12 protein-coding genes are annotated in these 18,799 nt (G+C 66.5%); 6 read left to right on the top strand and 6 right to left on the bottom strand.

Annotated elements, in window-relative coordinates; translation table 11 throughout:
• Positions 1 to 284: 284 nt before the first annotated feature.
• Together ACH82I_RS00420 and ACH82I_RS00425 are read right to left on the bottom strand one after the other, a co-directional pair.
• Complete coding sequence (locus ACH82I_RS00420) at positions 285 to 2,504, bottom strand: HelD family protein (protein WP_413334742.1); 2,220 nt, start codon at positions 2,502 to 2,504, stop codon at positions 285 to 287.
• Positions 2,505 to 2,591: 87 nt separating this feature from the next.
• Positions 2,592 to 3,383, bottom strand: a complete 792-nt coding sequence (locus ACH82I_RS00425; RefSeq protein ID WP_413334744.1) for a spermidine synthase — start codon at positions 3,381 to 3,383, stop codon at positions 2,592 to 2,594.
• 206 nt (positions 3,384 to 3,589) lie between these two features.
• On the opposite strand from ACH82I_RS00425, the gene ACH82I_RS00430 reads away from it, so the two are divergent.
• Both ACH82I_RS00430 and ACH82I_RS00435 read left to right on the top strand, forming a co-directional pair.
• Positions 3,590 to 4,801, top strand: coding sequence for a DUF4192 family protein (locus tag ACH82I_RS00430; protein WP_230744284.1), 1,212 nt, complete (start codon positions 3,590 to 3,592; stop codon positions 4,799 to 4,801).
• Positions 4,802 to 4,939: 138 nt separating this feature from the next.
• Positions 4,940 to 6,478, top strand: coding sequence for an RNA polymerase sigma factor (locus ACH82I_RS00435; RefSeq protein ID WP_413334746.1), 1,539 nt, complete (start codon positions 4,940 to 4,942; stop codon positions 6,476 to 6,478).
• A 71-nt stretch (positions 6,479 to 6,549) separates the two neighbouring features.
• On the opposite strand, the gene ACH82I_RS00440 is transcribed toward ACH82I_RS00435, so the two are convergent.
• A complete protein-coding gene (locus tag ACH82I_RS00440) occupies positions 6,550 to 7,401 on the bottom strand; it encodes an N-acetylmuramoyl-L-alanine amidase (RefSeq protein WP_413334747.1) in 852 nt (283 codons plus the stop codon).
• A gap of 127 nt (positions 7,402 to 7,528) precedes the next feature.
• On the opposite strand from ACH82I_RS00440, the gene ACH82I_RS00445 reads away from it, so the two are divergent.
• Complete coding sequence (locus tag ACH82I_RS00445; RefSeq protein WP_413334749.1) at positions 7,529 to 9,640, top strand: DNA gyrase/topoisomerase IV subunit B; 2,112 nt, start codon at positions 7,529 to 7,531, stop codon at positions 9,638 to 9,640.
• A 179-nt stretch (positions 9,641 to 9,819) separates the two neighbouring features.
• On the opposite strand, the gene ACH82I_RS00450 is transcribed toward ACH82I_RS00445, so the two are convergent.
• The gene (locus tag ACH82I_RS00450) at positions 9,820 to 10,713 is read right to left on the bottom strand and encodes a M56 family metallopeptidase (protein ID WP_230744280.1); all 894 of its coding nucleotides are present in this window, start codon (positions 10,711 to 10,713) and stop codon (positions 9,820 to 9,822) included.
• 18 nt (positions 10,714 to 10,731) lie between these two features.
• A complete protein-coding gene (locus ACH82I_RS00455) occupies positions 10,732 to 11,094 on the bottom strand; it encodes a BlaI/MecI/CopY family transcriptional regulator (RefSeq protein WP_230744279.1) in 363 nt (120 codons plus the stop codon).
• Positions 11,095 to 11,387: 293 nt separating this feature from the next.
• On the opposite strand from ACH82I_RS00455, the gene ACH82I_RS00460 reads away from it, so the two are divergent.
• The 3 genes from ACH82I_RS00460 to cydC are packed head-to-tail and all read left to right on the top strand — an operon-like array spanning position 11,388 to position 17,511.
• The gene (locus ACH82I_RS00460; RefSeq protein ID WP_413334752.1) at positions 11,388 to 12,965 is read left to right on the top strand and encodes a cytochrome ubiquinol oxidase subunit I; all 1,578 of its coding nucleotides are present in this window, start codon (positions 11,388 to 11,390) and stop codon (positions 12,963 to 12,965) included.
• 11 nt (positions 12,966 to 12,976) lie between these two features.
• Positions 12,977 to 13,999: a cytochrome d ubiquinol oxidase subunit II gene (cydB, locus tag ACH82I_RS00465; protein ID WP_413334753.1), complete on the top strand. Its 1,023-nt coding sequence runs from the start codon at positions 12,977 to 12,979 to the stop codon at positions 13,997 to 13,999.
• On the top strand, positions 13,996 to 17,511 hold the full coding sequence (cydC, locus tag ACH82I_RS00470; protein WP_413334755.1) for a thiol reductant ABC exporter subunit CydC: 3,516 nt from the start codon (positions 13,996 to 13,998) through the stop codon (positions 17,509 to 17,511). Before cydB ends, cydC begins: the two co-directional genes overlap by 4 nt.
• Here cydC and sepH read toward each other — a convergent pair.
• Positions 17,486 to 18,613 carry a septation protein SepH gene (gene sepH, locus ACH82I_RS00475; RefSeq protein WP_230744275.1) on the bottom strand — a complete coding sequence of 376 codons (1,128 nt, stop codon included), beginning with the start codon at positions 18,611 to 18,613 and terminating at the stop codon, positions 17,486 to 17,488. The two genes, cydC and sepH, sit on opposite strands and share 26 nt — an antisense overlap.
• Positions 18,614 to 18,799 lie beyond the last annotated feature (186 nt).

Consider the following 18,799-nt stretch of genomic DNA (forward strand, 5'->3'; position numbering starts at 1 on the left):
GCGTTGGGCGTGCGCCTCAGACCATTCCGCCTGCAGCCCCGCGCGATGACGACGTCCCGCCATCACACTGTCTCATCACCACGACGTCTCGTCGCCACATCGTCTCATCACCACGCCGTCCCGCGGCGAGGGAGCTGCCAGTCCACGCGAAGCTCGAAAAAGTCGTCTCTTGTGACGATGTTTTCGAGCTTCGCGTGGACTGAGCCGCAAATGGTGCGGATTTCGCGTTGACTGAGCCTCCAGGGGCGTCTGGAGGCCGAACCGTCAGCGGGTCAGCTGGCGGCTCAGTCCGTGCTGGGGTGCATGAGCTCCGTGAGTTCGGTGTCGACGGAGGCGAGGATCCGCAGCCGTTCGGTGGTGCGGGTCAGGGACACATAGAGCGCCCCGGCCCCGTCCTCACTCCCGACCGGCGCGATCTGCCCGGGCTCGACGATGATGACCGAATCGAACTCGAGACCTTTGGCCTGGTGCGGTGTGATGACGGCGATCTGACTGTCCAGCCCGGTCTCCGAGCGTCCGATGTCGAAGCCGGCGAGCGCCTCGGCGACCGCGTCGATGAGCAGGTCATCGGCGATGACGGCGATCTTGCCGCCGTCGACGGCCTCGACCTCCTCCGTCGCAGCCGAGACCAGGCCCGCGAGCACCTCGGCGCCGGTGGCATACGAATCCAGGCGCGGATCCTGACCGCCCTGGCGCACCGACTCGACGAGTTCGAGCTGCGGGAAATGGCGATGCAGGAAGCGGTTCGCCAGATCCATCACCGACTGCGGGGTGCGGTAGGAGACCGTGAGCACCTGGAGGGCGTAGCGGTCACCGACGAAGTCCCCGAGGATCGACCGCCAGGTGCGGGCCCTGTCGACCTGGGTGGACTGGGCGAGGTCCCCGACGACGGTCGCCGACTTCGAGGGCACCCGCCGGAACAGGAGGCGCCACTGCATGGGGGAGAGCTCCTGCGCCTCATCGACGACGAGGTGGCCGTACGTCCATTCCCGATCCTCGATGGCGCGCTCGGCGAGGGTAATGGCTGGGCCTTCCTCCTCCCAGCGGGCCGCGAGGGTCTCGGCGCTGACCATGCCCCCGGTCTCGGTCATGTCGACGACCGCCTCGGCGTACTCCCGCGCGGAATCGTCGCGGGCCTGGGTCTGTTGGGGGCTCGTGCCCAGCAGTTCGGCCAGCTCATCGAGCAGCGGAACGTCTTCGACCGTGAACGGCGCATTCGTCGGTCGCAGCAGCAGCTCCTGCTCGGCCGGGCTGAGCATCCTGCCCGCAGCGGCCTGCAGCTTGTGCGGCTTGTTCAGCAGCGCCCGCAGGGCAGAGGCGGGGCTGATGGGGAACCACGCGAGGTTGAGGGCACGGCGGACGTCGACGCTCGAGCGCAGCTCTTCGAGCAGCTCGGGCAGACGCTCTCCGGCGCCGTCGAGGCCCATCTCCTTGGCAAGATCCTCGGCGAGGATCTTGAGCAGACCGGTGGCGAAGCCGTTGCGGGAGGCATTGTGCGGATCCCCGCTGCGCCGGGCACGGTCCCGGGCGCTGCGCACATCGCGCCTGCGCAGCCAGATCGTGTAGGAGCCGACGCGCAGCTCCTCATCCTGATCGGGAACCCTCTCATAGTTCGCGACGTGGTTCTTCAGCACGCGCGCCATCTCCGCACGTCCCTTGACCCGGGCCGTGTCGGGGGCGTCGGCCGTATCGGTCTCGAGGCCGGGATAGAGCTGACCGGGAGTCAGCAGCAGTGCACCCGTCTCGCCGAGGCTGGGCAGCACCTTCTCGATGTATTTGAGGAACACGGTGGAGGGCCCGACGAGGAGCACACCCGATTTCGCGATCCGTTCCCGGTGACGGTAGAGCAGATAGGCGGCACGGTGCAGAGCCACCGCGGTCTTGCCGGTGCCGGGGCCGCCCTGCACGACGAGCACGCCCTGCAGGGGCTGGCGGATGATGGCGTCCTGCTCGGCCTGGATAGTGGCGACGATATCGCCCATCCGACCCGTGCGATGAGTGGTCAGGGCCGCGATCAGCGCGCCCTCGCCCTGCAGGTTCGAGCGGTCCGCGTCGTCGAGGGCGTCGATGTCGAGCACATCGTCTTCGAGATCGGTGACCTTCCGGTCTTTCGTGACCAGGTGGCGACGGCGCACGACTCCGTCGGGATTGGCCGCGGTCGACTGGTAGAAGCGCTCCGCGGCCGGGGCCCTCCAGTCGATGAGGATCTGCTGGCGCTGGGCATCGGTGAGCCCGATGCGGCCGATGTAGCTGGGAGCGGACTCGTCGAGGAAGTCGAGGCGTCCGAAGCACAGCCCCTCCTCGGCGCTGTTGAGTCGGATCAGCTGATCCTCGTAGAGAGTGGCGAAGGCGTCGCGTTCGCTGCGGTGCTGATGGTTGCCGCCGACTTCGGAGATCCTCACCGTCCCCAGACGGGAGCTCGTCTCCTCCCGCAGCTCATCGAGTCGTGCATAGAGCTCGTCGAGCTTGGTCTGCTCAACGTGTATTTCAGAAGTCTCGGTCATCTCACCTTCCCCGGTCGGCATTCAATTATGCCGAACTTTCGGCGCCGAATGTAGCCGAACACCACAATTCGGTCCCCGTGCTCTCTGTCACACGCCGAGGCGGGAGCGCAATTCGTCTTCGTCGAGGAACGTCGCCATGGTGTGGGCGGTGCGCAGACGACGATCGAGATCGGCCGTGGGGAGGGGAGAATTCGAGGCGAAGACCACGACATTGCCGCGCCTGCGGCCCTTGAGGATCGCTGGTTCGGTGGCCGCGGCACAGTGCGCGAAATGCCTACGCAGCTCCACCAGTTCGGCCTTGAGCACCCGGTGGTCGCCGGAGTCGGGGACATTGGCGAGGTAGATGCCGGTGTCCTTGAGTGCGAGTGCGCAGGCGGCGAAGAACGTGTCGGTCTGCAAGTCCGCGGGAACCTCGTCGGAGGAGAAGGCATCGCGGACGAGGACGTCGAGGGTGTCGGGCCGGAAGGAGTCGATCTCGACTGCCCCGTCACCGGCGCGCAGGGCCAAGGCGGGGGAGCGGGGCAGGTCGAACCACCGACGCGAACAGTCGAGCAGCACGGGGTCGATGTCGATCGCCGTCTGCTTCGACCCCGGCCGCGCCGCATGCAGCGCCCGGGCCAGGGCGCAGCCGGCGGCGCCGATGTGGACGGCACGCAGCGACCCGGCAGCAGCCTGGACCTCGATCGCACGGAACATCCAGTCGAGGTACTCGAAGTCGAGGCGCAGGGGATCGCTGAGGGTGATCGACGAGGAGGGGACGCCGTTGACGTGGAGGACATAGCTGTCGGCCTCGCCGTCGACCTTATCGAGTCGTGCGGTACCCGTCTTGATGTCGACGACTTGCGCGCTGGGGGCTGTGAATATCTGTCTCTTCGCCACACCTCCCTTCTATGCCAGTCGGCCCCCTGATGCAATTCGGCCCGGATCTCCGTGGGGACCGATGATGCGACTCGAGTGCAATCGCCCTGTGGACACGGGGACGTCTTCCACAGGCGGGCCGGCGAGTCTGGCGCAGTGGAAGGACATTCGGCTGAAGTTGGCACAGGGCCGCAGCGCAGCGGCAGAAGGACGTGAGGAGAGAAGCCATGGAGACTCCAGCCAGAACCGCCGAGGACATCATCGGGATCGTGCCGCACACCCTCGGCTACATCCCGCAGGACAGTCTGGTCGCCGTCATCGTCGGCACCGAGGCCGATGGAACGCAGTCGTGCGCGACGACGTTGCGCACCGACTTCACACTTGAGACGGCCGCGTGCATCGTCGCCGAAGGCGGCGGGTGGTACGCCGATCTGATCTCGCGCGCGTGCGCTGTCAGCGGGGTCTTCCTCCTCCTCTACGACGAGGAGTACCTGAGCATCGGCTCGATCGGCGACCGAGCCGGCTCCGGTGACCCTGCAGTATCCGGCGACCCAGCCGACTCCGGCGAGTACCTCCAGGTGCACAGGGGACTGATCAGGGCGGCGATCGACGAGATCGCCATCTCCCTGGGCGAGAAGGAGATCGACACTCTGAGCGCGTGGTGGATCGCCGGGGAGAGCTTCGGTCGGATCGACGAGGACGGAGAGAACCGCAGGCCGCTCGCCGATGCCACCACCTCTGCCTGCGCGACCGAACTCATCGCCGGAGGCTCCAACCCCGTGGCCTCACCGCAGGAACTCGTGACCAGACCCCTGAGCGATGAAGAGTTCGCCCTCAGCCGCAAGGACGCCGAGACCACAGCAATGGAGCTGCGCGAAGCCTTCGACGTCCTCGCCGAGGTCTATCCGGAACTCGACCGAATCCGTCGCGACGACGCCGCCTTCGAGGAATCGGAGTTCTCGAATCTGCTCGGTCTGCGCACGGTCATCGCCATCGACACCATCCTCGGTCAGAAATGGTCCAGGGACACGCTCGAGATGATCCTCAGCTTCGATCACCCAGACTTCGTCCCCGAGGCGGTCCTCGACTGTGCGCCGGGCCAGCTGTACGAGATCGCCCGGAGGCAAGGATCCTCAGCGGCGGCGGCCGGGCAGATCGTGGGACTGTCAGCGCGCTCGCCGCGCCCTCGGGATGTGCTGGTGGGCATCGCATTCCTCCGGGCCTATCTCCCGCTCGGCCATCCCGATGTTCGAGCCACCGCCTATGCCGTCATCGCCTGGTTCGAATGGGCCCTGGGCGGATCGACGATGGCCGAGCAGTTCGCCCGCGCCGCCCTCGAGCTCGACGCGGAGCATGGGATGGCGAAGCTGATCACGGGGGCCGTGGAGGCCGGTTACCTGCCCCGCTGGCTGATGGCGACACCGACCGCCCCGTTCTGAAGCCGAACGTCGATTCGCAAAGGCGGGAATAACGTGAGAAAATTGAGCGTTGACCCTGTCATTGCATCATGGGAGAACTCTGCGTTAGCCCTGGGACCGATCCTCGGACCCCTTGACATGGGTCTTAGTACTGTCCTGATGCATGGAGAAGTTTCAACGCTCGCGAAAGGTGAACACGTGCCGAGAGTCGACAAGGAATCCACAACGGTGACGGAGAAGTCGGAGGGAACGGCCACTACCTCGACCGGTGGATCCAAGACCGCAACGGCGTCGAAGGGATCCGCGAAGACGACGAAGGCGTCGAGCTCCACAGCCAAGAAGACTGCACCTGCGAAGACCACTGCGGCGAAGACCACTGCGGCGAAGACCACTGCGGCGAAGACCACTGCGGCGAAGAAGACGACCGCAGCGAAGTCCACCGCGACCAAGACCGCCGCGGCGAAGACCACGGGGGCGAAGGCTGCTTCTACCGCCAAGTCGGGGGAGACGACCAAGTCGACCGCGGCCAAAGAGGCGAAGAAGGCCGCCGCCGACAAGCCTGCCAAGGGCGCCGGGGCGAAGAAGAAGTCCGATGTGGACATCGACACCGCCGAGGAGGTCGAGCCCACCGCGGATGCCCTGGCGACAGAGCAGAGCCCCGCCGAGGCGACCGAGACGAAGAACTCGGAGGAGAAGGAGAAGAACGCCGCCGTCACCGAGGCGGGCGGCTTCATCGTCTCCGACGCCGACGAGGAGGATGCTCCGGCTCAGCAGGTCGTCTCCGCCGGTGCCACCGCCGACCCGGTCAAGGACTACCTCAAGCAGATCGGCAAGGTGGCGCTGCTCAACGCCGCCGAAGAGGTGGACCTGGCCAAGCGCATCGAGGCCGGCATGTACGCCGAACACCTCCTTGACACCGGAGAGGTCAGCGAACCGCGGGCGACCATGGACTACAAGTGGATCATCCACGACGGTCGGATCGCGAAGAACCACCTGCTCGAGGCAAACCTCCGTCTCGTCGTGTCCCTGGCCAAGCGCTACACCGGTCGTGGAATGCTCTTCCTCGACCTCATCCAGGAGGGCAACCTGGGCCTGATCCGTGCGGTCGAGAAGTTCGACTACACCAAGGGATTCAAGTTCTCCACGTATGCGACCTGGTGGATCCGTCAGGCCATCACCCGCGCCATGGCAGACCAGGCCCGCACCATCCGCATCCCGGTGCACATGGTCGAGGTCATCAACAAGCTGGCTCGGGTGCAGCGGCAGATGCTGCAGGACCTGGGTCGCGAGCCGAGCCCCGAAGAGCTCGCCAAGGAGCTCGACATGACGCCCGAGCGCGTCGTCGAGGTCCAGAAGTACGGTCGCGAGCCGATCTCACTGCACACGCCGCTGGGCGAGGACGGCGACTCGGAGTTCGGCGACCTCATCGAGGACTCCGAAGCGGTCGTCCCCTCGGATTCGGTCAGCTTCACCCTGCTGCAGGAGCAGCTGCATTCGGTCCTCGATACGCTCTCCGAGCGTGAGGCCGGTGTCGTCTCCATGCGCTTCGGGCTCAACGACGGTCAGCCGAAGACCCTGGACGAGATCGGCAAGGTCTACGGGGTCACTCGTGAGCGGATCCGCCAGATAGAGTCCAAGACCATGGCGAAGCTGCGTCACCCGTCCCGGTCCCAGGTGCTGCGCGACTACCTCGACTGATTCGTCGAGGAGTCCTTCGCAGACGGATGATGAGACAGCCGCGGTCCGCTCGGGCCGCGGCTGTCTTTCGTTCAGAACCAGTCGAGGATGCCGTGCAGCAGGGCGTCCGCGTACTTCTGCTGACCGGACTTCTCCTCCATCAGCTTCGCCTCCTCGGGATTGCGCATCTCGCCGCACTCGACGATGACGGCGGGCACCGAGGCGTTGTTCAGCCCCGCCAGGTCCGGACGGCGACTGATCGCCTGCTTGCCGTAGGCCGTGTTCGGAGTGAAGGACTCGCCCATGGACGAGCTCAGCGACTTCGCCAGCCGGTCCGAGTCCTCTTCGACGTCGGCGGAAGTCCCCGGCTTCGCGACGATGACGTGGAAACCCTGCACCGAGGTGGACTCGCTGCCATTGGCGTGGATGCTCACGAGCACATCGGCGTCATCGGCGAAGGTGCCCCGCTCATCCACGCACGGACCGACTCCGTCGTTGTCGTGGCGACTGAGGACCACCTCGGCGCCGGCATCCTCAAGGGATTCGGTGAGGATGCCGGCGACGGCCCAGGTGAAATCGGTCTCCGGAAAGTCCGAGGCGGTCGCGGTGCCCGTCGTATTGCAGGCCTTCGTCCCGCCTCGACCATCGGGCACGGGACGGGCGATCTCCGAGGTGTGGGAGGCATTTCCTCCGTTGTGACCGGGATCGATGTCGATGGTGCGGCCGCTGAGATCGGCCTCGGGAGCTGGGGACTTCGTTCCGTCCGCGGCACCGGCGTCGGATTCGGCGGCCTGGGTGCCGGACTCGGTGGGATCGGCTACGGCCTCGGGATCGACCGGGGTCGGGGCGGACGGTGTGCCGACGTCCTCGCCGCAGGCGCTCAGACCCGGCAGTGCGAGCCCGGCGCACAACACGAGAGGCAGGAGAAGGCGGAAACGCGTCATGCCGTCATTGTTTCAGCAAAAGCGGCCGAAAAGCGCAGTTTCGCGGGGATCGGATCTCGACACGGCACCGAGGAATGCGGGATCCGGGCCGCCAGCGATTAGGATTTAATCGAACGAGAGGAAATCTGTGGAAGACGAAAGCTACGGCGCCAGGCATCTGTCAGTTCTGTCCGGACTCGAGGCGGTGCGCAAGCGCCCGGGAATGTACATCGGAACGACGGACTCCCGCGGACTCATGCACTGTCTGTGGGAGGTCATCGACAACTCGGTCGACGAGGCCCTGGGTGGTCACGGCAAAGAGATCCTCATCGAGCTCGCCCCCGACGGCTCGGTCGCGGTGACCGACAAGGGCCGCGGTATCCCTGTCGACATCGAGCCGAAGACCGGGCTGACCGGTGTGGAGGTCGTGATGACCAAGCTCCACGCCGGCGGCAAGTTCGGCGGCACCTCCTATGCGGCCTCCGGCGGACTGCACGGTGTCGGCGCCTCCGTCGTCAATGCCCTGTCCGCGCGCCTCGACGTCGAGGTCATCCGCGGTTCGAAGGTGCACAAGATGTCCTTCCGCCGAGGTGTGCCCGGCCGATTCGACGACTCTTCGGGCCAGCCTGGACCCGACAACCCCTTCGAGGAGTTCCAGGAGGCGACCGGCCTCGACATCGTCGGCAAGGCCAAACGCGGAGCCACCGGCACCCGGGTCCAGTACTGGGCCGATCCGCAGATCTTCCTCTCCAAGGCCCAGTTCGACTACCCGCACCTCGTCGAGCGCGCCCGACAGACGGCGTTCCTCGTTCCCGGACTCGAGCTGCGCATTGTCGATCGCCGCGGCGTCGCCCGCGATGAGACGGGCGAAGTCATCGCCGAACGCGAAGAGGTCTTCAAGTTCGACGGCGGCATCACCGAATTCGTCGACCACCTCTCGATCGATCCGCCGATCACCGACACCTGGCGACTGCAGAACACCGGCAGCTTCAAGGAGACGGTGCCGGTGCTCGACTCGACCGGGCACCTGGTCTCGAAGGAGGTCGAACGCGAAGTCGGCGTCGACATCGCGCTGCGCTGGGGGACCGGCTATGACACGAAGATCAAGTCCTTCGTCAACGTCGTCTCCACCCCGCACGGCGGCACCCACCTCTCCGGGTTCGAACAAGCCAGCCTCAAGGCGATGCGCAAGGCCGTCGAGGCGAATGCGCGCAAGCTCAAACTCGGCAAGGACAAACTCGAGAAGGACGATGTCCTCGCCGGTCTGACCGCGGTGGTCACCGTGCAGCTGTCCGAACCGCAGTTCGAGGGCCAGACCAAGGAGGTCCTCGGCACTGCCGCGGTCCGCCAGATCGTGGCCAAGACCGTCGAAGCGCAGCTCGGCGACATCCTGTCGTCGACGAAGCGGGCCGAGAAGCAGCAGGCGGCCGTGCTCATGGAGAAGGTCGTCGCCGAACTCAAGTCGCGCATCTCAGCACGCACGCACAAGGAGAATCAGCGTCGCAAGACCGCGCTCGAGGCGTCCTCGCTTCCGGCGAAGCTCTACGACTGCCGTGACAACGGAGTGGAGAACACGGAGCTGTTCATCGTCGAGGGCGACTCGGCGATGGGCACGGCCAAGGCCGCCCGCAACTCCGATCATCAGGCACTGTTCCCGATCCGCGGCAAGATCCTCAACGTCCAGAAGGCGACCCTGGCCGACATGCTGGCCAATGTGGAATGCGCCGCCCTGATCCAGGTCATCGGCGCCGGGTCCGGTCGCAGCTTCGACGTCGAGGCCGCCCGCTACGGCCGAGTCATCATCATGACCGATGCCGACGTCGACGGCGCCCACATCCGCACCCTGCTGCTGACCCTGTTCTTCCGCTACATGAAGCCCCTGGTCGAAGAGGGAAGGGTCTTCGCCGCGGTGCCGCCGCTGCATCGGGTGGAGGTCGTGACGAAGCGCGGAACCCCCAACGACGTCGTCTACACCTACTCGGAAGCCGAGCTGCACGCGCTGCTGAAGAAGCTCGAGAAGTCCAAAAAGACCTACAAAGAGCCGATCCAGCGCTACAAGGGACTCGGCGAGATGGATGCCGACCAGTTGGCCGAGACGACGATGGACCCGGACATGCGCACACTGCGCAGAGTCACGATGGCCGATGCCGAAGCCGCCGAGAACACCTTCGAACTCCTCATGGGCTCCTCGGTGGGACCGCGGAAGGAATTCATCGTCTCCGGTGCCGCGGTCCTCGACGCCGAACGCATCGACAGCTGAGCGACGTCCCGGTCGAGAGCCGACATCCCGGTCGAGAGCCGAAGTCGCGGTGATTGGCTGAGCGAACGCGGCGGCAACAGAGAACGGAGCCCCCGGCCGCAGCAGCGGTCGGGGGCTCCTGTCGTTCAGAGGCCGAAGATCTTCAGAGACTGAAGAAGACTATCAGCGCCTGAAGAACATCAGAGCCCGAAGACCGCGGGGGTGAGGATGAGCGCGGTGGGCACGAGCAGCAGCAGGATCGCGAGCAGGATCGAGGTCAGTCTGACCGGGATCCGGGTCGAATCCAGCGGGCGCGAGAGGCGGCGGATGCGCTGCTCGGAGAGATCGCCTCGGTGCTCCGGACTGATCGCCGCCGCCGCGCGCACCGCCTGAGCCAGAATCAGCGGATCGACGTGCTTGCGGGCCTGATCATCGGCCATCAGTTCGATGAGCCGGTTGACCGAATTCAGTCCGATCGCTGTGGCAGAGAAGAACGGCAGCGCCCGATGCCAGGCGGCGAAGGGGATGACGAGCACATCATGACGGAAGTCCAGATGCGCCCGCTCATGGGCGATGACCGCGGTGCGTTCGTTCTCACCCAGTGCTTCGAGCAGTCCTGTCGAGAGCACGGCGGTGCCTTTTCTGGGTCCTTGGGGAAGGCAGTAGGCGACCGCTTCGTCTGTAGCGATGATCCTCGTGTCGGGATGGGTCGCCGAGGGTTCGCTGAGCAGGTGCAGGATTTCGTCATGGCGCAGCCGGGTCCTGCGGGCGGTGTAGAAGGTCAGGGCCAGGCATCCCAGGAGCCGACCGATGAGCAGGAGCGCGATGACGAGGAAGACCCAGGCGAGAATGGAGAGTTCGGTGTGGGACTCGCCGCGCACGAGCTGCCAGAGGCCCTGGGGGAGACTCGAGGACGAGGGGGAGACCGCGAAAGCCAGGGCGGTGCCGATGAGGGAGAGACCACCGGAGAGTCCGACCGACTGCCAGAGGACGACCTCGGAGATCGGGTCGCCGCGGAATCGCGAGAGGGCAGACGGAATCGGCCACGCGAGCAGAAAAGCGAGGACCGCAAGGATCGATCCCACGATGGTCATGGCGGTGACCGACCTGAGTCAGGAGTTGGTCGAGTGGTTGCGCCCGAGCAGGGTGCGCAGCGCCTTGGTGTCGGCTTCGGACACCGTACCGAGGAACCGAGCGAGAACAGCCTGGCGATCGGGAGCCTGGGAGAGCATCTCCGTCATCAGCTCAGCAACATGGTCTTCGCGCGTGGACACCGCGAGGTAGCGGTGCGGTCGGATGCTGCGATCTCGGGTGACGAAGCCCTTCTTCTCGAGTCGGGTGAGAACGGTGTGCACAGTCGTCAGCGCCAGATCGCGATCGGCGAGGACATCGCGGAGTTCGGCAGCACTCAGTCCGTCGTCATGCACCCAGATGGCGTCCATGACGCTTCGTTCGAGTTCGCCCAGTGTTCCCACAGTGTCCTTGTCCTTCGTGGTGATGTTTCTCTCTGCTCTCCGATTCTACCTCTACAACGTGTCGAATTCCATGTGACATGACTCAACGTGTCGTGGGTTTCGCGCGCCCGGATCTCCGGCCGTGCGGAGGCCGCGACTGCCGCTGCTTCGGGGAGTAGCCTGGAAGCAGTCGGGCGATGGCCGCTCGGCGCTGGTACGAATCATTCTGAATGGCGAAACGACTACGAGACAGTTTCTACTGGATGTAGAATTCTACGTGACGTAGAAAAACAGTCTTTCCGAACGGAGTGCCCATGGACCTCGACCCGGTTCTCATCGGACGGTGGCAATTCGGCATCACCACCGTCTATCACTTCTGGATGGTTCCGCTCACCCTCGGGCTCGGGATGCTCGTCGCGATTCTGCAGACGATGTATCACCGCACCGGCAACGAGGTGTACCTGCGGAGCACGAAGTTCTTCGGCAAGCTCTTCCTCATCAACTTCATCATGGGCGTGGCTACCGGCCTGGTCCAGGAGTTCCAGTTCGGAATGGCCTGGAGCGAGTACTCCCGCTTCGTCGGCGACGTCTTCGGCGCCCCGCTGGCGCTGGAGGCACTGCTCGCCTTCTTCCTCGAGTCGACCTTCCTCGGACTCTGGATCTTTGGGTGGGGCAGACTCCCACGGGCGGTCCACCTCGGCGCGCTGTGGTGCGCGGTCATCGGCTCCTGGATCTCCGCCTACTTCATCATCGTCGCGAACTCGTGGATGCAGCACCCTGTCGGCGTCGAGATGGTCGATGGCCGCCCGGTGATGACCGACGTGTGGGCGGTGCTGACGAACAACACCGCCTTGGCGGCCTACACGCACACGCTCTTCGGCGCACTGGCCGTCGGCGGCTCCTTCCTGCTCGGCATCTCCTGGTACCATCTGCACCGGCGGCGCCGTGACGGCATCGACTCGGTCGATGAGTCGGGCAAGGTCGTCGTCGGCGAGGCGCCAGAGGTGCCCGGCCGCGACAGAATCGACCACGCCGTGTGGATCCGCTCCCTGCGCATCGGCGCCATCGTCGGAATCATCGCCTTCGCCGGGGTCGCCATCACCGGCGATGTCCAGGCCAAGCTGATGTTCGAACAGCAGCCGATGAAGATGGCCTCGGCCGAAGGCGCCTGCCACGACGGCACCGAATTCTCCGTGCTCACCATCGGCGATCCCGCGACGAACGACTGCGACGGAGTCGAGAACATCTTCGAGATTCCCGGACTCCTCTCGTTCCTGGCCAAGGGCGACTTCTCCACCCCCGTCCACGGAGTCAACACCCTGCTGCCGGACTACCAGGAGAAATACGGCACCCACCTGCCCGACGACCCCAAGTACGGGCAGCACGCGGGGGAGGCCATCGACTACCAGCCCATCATGATCGTCACCTACTGGGGCTTCCGCTTCATGATCGGCTTCGGCATGATCGCCGCCGGAGTCTGCGTCATCGGACTGTGGCTGACCCGCAAGGGCACCGTTCCGCGCTCCACCTGGCTGATGCGCGGTGCGCTGCTGGCCATCACCACCCCCTTCATCGCGAACTCCGCCGGCTGGGTGTTCACAGAGATGGGCCGCCAGCCCTTCGTCGTCGCTCCCAACCCGGCCCAGCCCGACGGGGTGTACATGTTCACCCAAGCCGCCCTCTCACCCGAAGTGACCCCTCCGATGCTCCTGTTCTCTTTAATCAGCCTGTCTCTGGTCTACGGCGTGCTGATGGTCGTCGAACTGCGGCTGCTCACGGTCTACATCAGGGGAGGGGTCGCCTCGGCGATGCCCGAACTCGCCGAGTCGAAGAAGAAGCACACACCGACGATCACGAATGACGGCGACGACGTCCTGTCATTCGCCTACTGAGGAGAGTCACGATGGAAATTCTCGCCACGATCTGGTTCGTCCTCATCGTCGTGCTGTGGATCGGATATCTGTTCCTCGACGGCTTCGACCTCGGCGTGGGCATGCTCATGCCGGTGCTCTCCCGCAGCGAACGCGGCAAACGCGTGCTGCTCAACTCGATCGGACCCGTCTGGGACGGCAACGAGGTCTGGCTGATCACGGCCGCCGGTGCGACCTTCGCGGCCTTCCCGCACTGGTACGCCTCACTCTTCAGCGCCCTCTACATTCCCCTGACCGTGTGCCTGCTGGCACTGATCTTCCGTGCCGTCGCCATCGAATACCGCGGCAAAGGCCATACTCAGGCATGGAAGTCCTTCTGGACCTGGGCGATGGCGCTGGGCTCGGCCGGCACCGCCTTCTGCGTCGGCGCGATGCTCGCGATCACGACCACCGGTCTGCCGCTCAACGCCAACGGCGACCTCGTCGGAGGAGCCTTCGCCTGGCTCTCCTGGCCGGCCGTGCTCGGCGGACTCGGCGGACTCGGCTTCACCCTGGCCCACGGCCTGATCTATCTCGGGCTGAAGACCCAGGCAGACATCCGTGCGCGGGCACAGCGCTGGGCGGTGCGTCTGATGCTGCCGGCCGCGGTGCCGTTCCTCATCTGGTTCGCCCTCTCGATCACGCACCGGACCTGGCTGGCCGTCCTCGTCGCCGCTTCCCTGGCCGCCCTCATCGCCGCCTTCTTCGCCGTGCGCGCGGGAGCCGAGAAGCGGGCCTTCGTCCTCCACGGAATCTACCTCGTCGCCGGTATCGCCGCGGTCTTCGCCGGGGCCTACCCCGATGTGCTGCCCTCGACGCTTGACCCGGCGAACTCACTGACCATCGCCTCGGCCTCGTCCTCGCACTACACGCTGTCGGTGATGCTCATCGTCACGGTGATCTTCCTGCCGATCATCATCGGCTACCAGATCTTCAGCTATCGGATGTTCCTCGGCCGCCTGTCCGAGACCCACATCCCCGAGGCGCATCGGGTGCCGGTGGCGATCCGCTCGTGAGCTCACCCCTGTCGATCCTGTTCGAGCTGCCGCGCGGCAGGCATGGGCTCGCCCTGTCCGTGCTCAGTGCGCTGTCGCGGGCCGGAGGCATCATCCTCATCGCCGAGGCGCTCGTGCGCGCAATCATCGGCGGCTCCCCGATCCTGATGTGGGTGGTCCTCGGACTCCTCGGAGCCGGTCTGCGCGGGCTCGGGCTGTGGGCCGACCGCAGCCTCGGCGCGGGTCTGGCAGGGGAGAGCAGGCGACTGCTGCGTTCGCGCCTGCTCACCGCGCTCCTGCGCGGCCGTGGCCGTCCCCGGGTGGATGCGGCCGTGACGGCGACCCGCGGGATCGACGACCTCGACGACTACTTCACCACCGTCGTCCCGGCACTCTCGGCCGCAGCCGTGGTTCCGGTCGTGCTGCTCACCCGAATCGTCTTCACCGATCTGCTCTCGGCGTTCATCATCGCCATCTGCCTGCCGCTGGTGCCCGTGTTCATGATCCTCATCGGCCGCTACACGGCCGAATCGACGGCGGAGAGCTCCACCGCCCTCGAACGGCTCTCGGACCATCTGGCCGAACTCGCCGAAGGCCTGCCCGTGCTCATCGGGCTCGGCCGCTCGCGCGATCACGCGAAACGGCTGCGAGAACTCGGCGAGAAGTATCACACCGCGAATCTCGCCACCCTGCGCATCGCCTTCCTCTCCAGCCTCGCACTCGAACTCATCGCCACGATCTCCGTGGCCCTCGTCGCCGTGGTCATCGGCCTGCGACTGGTCAACGGGAGCATGGACCTCGGTTCGGGACTGCTCGTCCTCCTCCTCGCCCCCGAATGCTTCATCCCCCTGCGCGAGCTCGGCGCCGGCTACCACGCGAGTGAAAACGGGCGCGAGTCCCGGAGCCGGGCGCAGGCGCTCATCGACGAGGCCGAAGAGTCAGGGGCGCGCCCTGCGGTGGGCGGTTCCGGGACGAGTCTCCCCGGCCCGGACCACCATGTCACCTATCCGAATGAGACCCGGATCTCGTGGACGGCGACGATCGCATCGTCACCGGGAGTGACCGTGGTCGCCGGCAGATCCGGGGTCGGCAAGTCGACGATCCTTGCCGCCCTGACCGACACCCTGCCCGCCGGGGCCGAGACGACCCTGAGGCCGATGCCCGCGGCATTCGTCCCGCAGACTCCGCGGTTCTTCGCCCATACCCTCGGAGGTGAGCTCGACCTCTTCGGACTGCCACACGAGCAGCAGTTCGAAGCCCTGACCGAGGCACGCCTGCCCGTGGACGTCGAGATGCCGACGGCCGCGCTGAGCCTGGGCCAGCAGCGGCGCCTCGCCCTCGTGCGGATCCTGCCCCGCCTCTCCGCGAGGGCCGAGGTGCTCGTCCTCGATGAGCCTACCGCGCACCTCGACGATGACAACGCGGCCATCATCATCGACATGATCGCCGAGGCGGCCCGGACCATCCGCGTGGTCGTGGCCAGCCATGACGATCGGGTCCGGTCCCTGGCCGACACAGAGTTCGCACCCTCCAGGACGGTGATCGAGGTTCCCGGTTCGGCCGTCACGCCCGCGGCCGTTGCCGGGGCAGCCGCCGAGGCTCCCACGACTGCCGGTACGTCGACGAACGCTGATCGGGGCTCCGGGGGAGCCGGGACTCGGATCGCAGACCATGACGGCGCCGTCGCAGAACGATTCGCGACCGACGGCAACCCGGTAGCCACGCCGCCGGAGCGCGACGGCACCCCGGAGACCCTGCCGGCGCGGGACGGGCACCGACACGGCCGGCCCGGGACCGCCTCGGCGAACTCACCCTGGACGGCAGTCCTGCGCCGGCGGTGGTCGATCCTGCGCTCGAGCCTGCCGCTGCTGAACCCGACGATGCTCGTGGCCCTCTTCGCCTCATGCGGCTCGAGCCTCGCAGCGATCGCACTGACCGCAGTCTCGGCGTGGCTCATCGTCGAAGCCTCCTACCAGCCGCCGATCATGATCCTGCTGGTGGCCATCGTCGGCGTCCGATTCTTCGGCCTCAGCCGCTCCGTGCTGCTCTACCTCAGCAGGCTCAAGCTCCACTCGGCGATCTTCTCCTCCCTCGGCCGGCTGCGCGCAGGACTGTGGCGGCACTTCGAGAAGGTCGGCATGAGCGACCGGACGATGCTCACCTCCGATGCCGCGCTGCGCTCGATGGTCTCCGACGCCGACGACGTCCGCGATCTCGTACCGCGCACCCTGTTCCCGCCGATCGCCTCGGCACTCGTGCTCATCGCGGTCGTCATCACGGCCGGGATGCTCGATCCAACCACGGTGTTCCTGTTCATCGGCATCGGTGTGCTCAATCTCGTGCTGCTGCCGGTCATCGTCATCGCGGCAGAGAGCTCGGTCGCCCGTCGAATCCGGGACGAACGGAGCCGGATCCTCGGACTGCTCGCCCGCGCCCTCGGGGCCAAAGACGATCTGCGAGCCAACCGTGCCGATGCCGCGGTGCTCGCGGAGCTGCAGGCCCACGAATCACGCCTCGTCCGCGCCCAACGGGCATCGGCACGCGGCTTCGGGCTGGCTCAGCTGTGGGTGCAGCTGAGCACCGTGGCCACGGCACTCGCGGCATCCCTGATCTCCGATGCGCCCACGGAGATCCTCGCCGTCCTCGTCCTCATGGCCTTGGGGCTGGGCGAGGTCTTCTCCGCGGCGCTGGGCGCCTTCCGACAGTGGCCGGCGCTCGGGATCGTCCTCGACCGCCTGCCCGACTTGGGAGATTCGACCTCAGCGGAGACCCGGGCGGTCCGTGCAAGTCGTGGCGGACCGAATTCGGACGCTGCGCTGGAAGGCGCGGACCACCTCGGCGCCGGGGCACCGCCGGTGCGCGAACTCGATCTCGAGGCCATCACGGTCGGCTGGGAGTCCGAACCGGTGCTGCGCGAGCTCGATCTGCATGCCGAGCAGGGACGCTGGACGCTGCTGTGCGGAGCCAGCGGAAGCGGGAAATCGACGGCTCTGAGCATCCTGCTGCGGTTCCTCGACCCCTGGTCAGGCAGCTACCGAGCCACGGACGCGGCGGGCACCACGATCGATATGAGCGAACTCGCACCGTCCGATCTGGCCGGCAGGATCGCCTGGTGCCCGCAGGAGGCGCACATCTTCCGGTCGACGGTGCGGGGCAACCTGGCGCTGGCGCGGAAGGACACCCCCACGGCCGAGGAGATGTTCGCCGCCCTGCGCACCGCCGGACTCGAGGAATGGGCGCACGGCGAAGGACTCGACCTCTGGGTCGGCGACCACGGAGCCGATGTCTCGGGCGGACAGCGGCAGCGACTCGCCGTCGCGAGGACCCTGCTCAGCGGGGCCGAGGTCATCGTCCTCGACGAACCGACGGCTCACCTCGATGCGGAGACCGCGACGGCACTGATGGAAGACCTGCGGGAGAATCTGCGCTCACGCACGGTCGTGATGGTCACCCACGACCACGATCTCATCGCGGCCGAGGACCGGGTGATCAACCTCGGCGAGGCTGTCAGTCCCGCTTCGAGCCGAACATGATCTCGTCCCAGCTGGGGATCGAGGCGCGGGAGTTCTTCTTCGACTTCGGCTTCGAGTCGGCGCCCTTGGCACCTCCGCGGTCCTTGTACTGATCCGCACCCTCGCTGACCCCGGGCTCGTTGAGTAGGGAGAGCTGGTTGTCGTCATCGAAGGTGCCGACCTCCTGGGTCGGCACCTGCGGATCCTCGGGATCGTGGGCCGAGGCGTCTTCGAAGGCGAAGACCTCATCATCGCCGGCCGCCTCGGGGCGTCCCGGAGCGGTGTGGGCACCCTGCGGGTGAGTCTCGGGATCTTCGGTGACCGCACGCAGACGGGTCCGCGATTCGTCCTCGTCTTCGTGTCGACGACGCTTGCGGAGGTTCTCGAGGATGCGACCGGTCTCGGCCTGGTGGTCCCGCGGGGACTGGGACTCAGGGCCCCGGTCGCCGGTGGCCGCGTGCGTCGATGCTGCAGGGGCGGTGTCGGGCACCGGGGGCACATCGACTTCTTCGGTGGTCTGTCGGCGTTCGGTGCCGCTGCCGTAGTTCGGGATTGGTCCGGTGTCGGTCGGGCCCGAACCGGAGAGCCACGATGCCTCATCGTCGATCGGAGTCAGCGAGCGGCGGTAGTAGTTCCACCCGGCGGTGCGGACCCGGTCGGCCGCAGTGAAGCTGAGCTGGATGTACCAATTGCCATCCTGCTGCTTCCAAGCGTCCCAGTCCATCGTCTCGATGTCGACGTCGCGCATGGCCAGGCGGGTCTGGCAGAGCTCGATGAGCGGAGTCGGATCCCCATTGGGGTCGTGATCGGAATAGATCGGGTGGCGACTGGCCGTGTGGGCCATATGGGCGCGTTCGGCCAGGGCCGGGCGCTCATAGGTGCGCACCTGTTCGATGTCCGCGCCGGTGGAGGCGATGACGTCCTCGGCGCTCATTCCTCCGCGGATCATCGCCTGGATGTCCCGAGGTCGAACGGGGGAGTCGGCCTTGACCTGGGCGCGGTCCTTGCGGACTGCCGCATACAGAGCGTCGTCGAGGGCGACCCTGTACTGCAGACCGTTCTCGTCGGTCAGCAGCAGATGCGCACCTTCGGCGTCGACTCCGTGCAAGATCAGTTCACGCATGCCTTCAGCTCCTTAATCGCGTCTCACTTCGCATCGTGTCACGTCCCGGGGCGCGAGCAGAGCAGATTTCCGCGCGAGTCGCGAAATCACCGGGCAGATCGCCGCCCGGAGTCTGTCCGGCATCGGCTGGGCCGCGGGTCCGTTCGAACGCTGAGTGGATCAGGCTCACTGTGCGGACAACGGGCA

Origin of the sequence: Brevibacterium sp. GP-SGM9 (assembly GCF_047300845.1) — a bacterium.
In the GTDB taxonomy this organism is placed as follows: Bacteria; Actinomycetota; Actinomycetes; order Actinomycetales; family Brevibacteriaceae; genus Brevibacterium.

Coding starts and splice junctions, on each gene's coding strand:
- ACH82I_RS00420 (WP_413334742.1), bottom strand. CDS start 2,504: ATGACCGAGACTTCTGAAATACACGTTGAGCAGACCAAGCTCGACGAG.
- ACH82I_RS00430 (WP_230744284.1), top strand. CDS start 3,590: ATGGAGACTCCAGCCAGAACCGCCGAGGACATCATCGGGATCGTGCCG.
- ACH82I_RS00435 (WP_413334746.1), top strand. CDS start 4,940: ATGCATGGAGAAGTTTCAACGCTCGCGAAAGGTGAACACGTGCCGAGA.
- ACH82I_RS00440 (WP_413334747.1), bottom strand. CDS start 7,401: ATGACGCGTTTCCGCCTTCTCCTGCCTCTCGTGTTGTGCGCCGGGCTC.
- ACH82I_RS00450 (WP_230744280.1), bottom strand. CDS start 10,713: ATGACCATCGTGGGATCGATCCTTGCGGTCCTCGCTTTTCTGCTCGCG.
- ACH82I_RS00460 (WP_413334752.1), top strand. CDS start 11,388: ATGGACCTCGACCCGGTTCTCATCGGACGGTGGCAATTCGGCATCACC.
- cydB (WP_413334753.1), top strand. CDS start 12,977: ATGGAAATTCTCGCCACGATCTGGTTCGTCCTCATCGTCGTGCTGTGG.
- sepH (WP_230744275.1), bottom strand. CDS start 18,613: ATGCGTGAACTGATCTTGCACGGAGTCGACGCCGAAGGTGCGCATCTG.